Raw genomic sequence first — 565 nt, 5'->3', positions numbered from 1 at the left:
GCTTCTAATTCTCTTATCCTTTCAGCTTCTAATTCTCTTATCCATTGTTCCATAAATTCAAAGGCGATTTGTCCGTTTTTGAGAGTGGGGAGTTTGATTTTGCATTCTTTGACTTTATTCCAAGTAGGCTTATTTTCATAGCCAAAAAAATCAAAAATAGCCTTTTGTAAGGCACACGCCAAAAATAAATAGTTTTGTCTTGTTTCAAATGTCGGCATTTTAAGCATAATTGCGTAGGCGTTATGAAGTATAGTAAATTCTTGCCCTTGATAATAAACTAAACCCGAAGCCACAGCACCATCGCCGATAACAACTAGCTTATTTTTGGTTGTTTCAAAATCATCTTTGCCGACATAATACATAATGCCATTATCGCCTACTTTTGCTACAACGGCAGGGATAGGGTGAGATTCGTCTTGTTCTTTTACTCTAAATTCTCTTGTGTCAAGTGGATTAAGTTTTTTAAGTTCAAATAATTCAAACAAATCCCCTATTCTAAATTCCTCCCATTTGCCCCCATTTTGCTTAAACTCATTTTCAAGTTTGGCGAGAGTGGATTCTTCGC

1 protein-coding gene is annotated in these 565 nt (G+C 35.9%); it reads right to left on the bottom strand.

The annotated features are described in order from the left end of the window. Positions 1-565 (bottom strand): restriction endonuclease subunit S (locus tag DMC01_RS12735; RefSeq protein ID WP_142694539.1); only part of this gene is annotated, 565 nt, incomplete at both ends.

Source organism: Campylobacter troglodytis (assembly GCF_006864425.1).
Classification (GTDB): Bacteria; Campylobacterota; Campylobacteria; order Campylobacterales; family Campylobacteraceae; genus Campylobacter_D; species Campylobacter_D troglodytis.
This window is presented reverse-complemented; position numbering and strand designations above follow the sequence as displayed.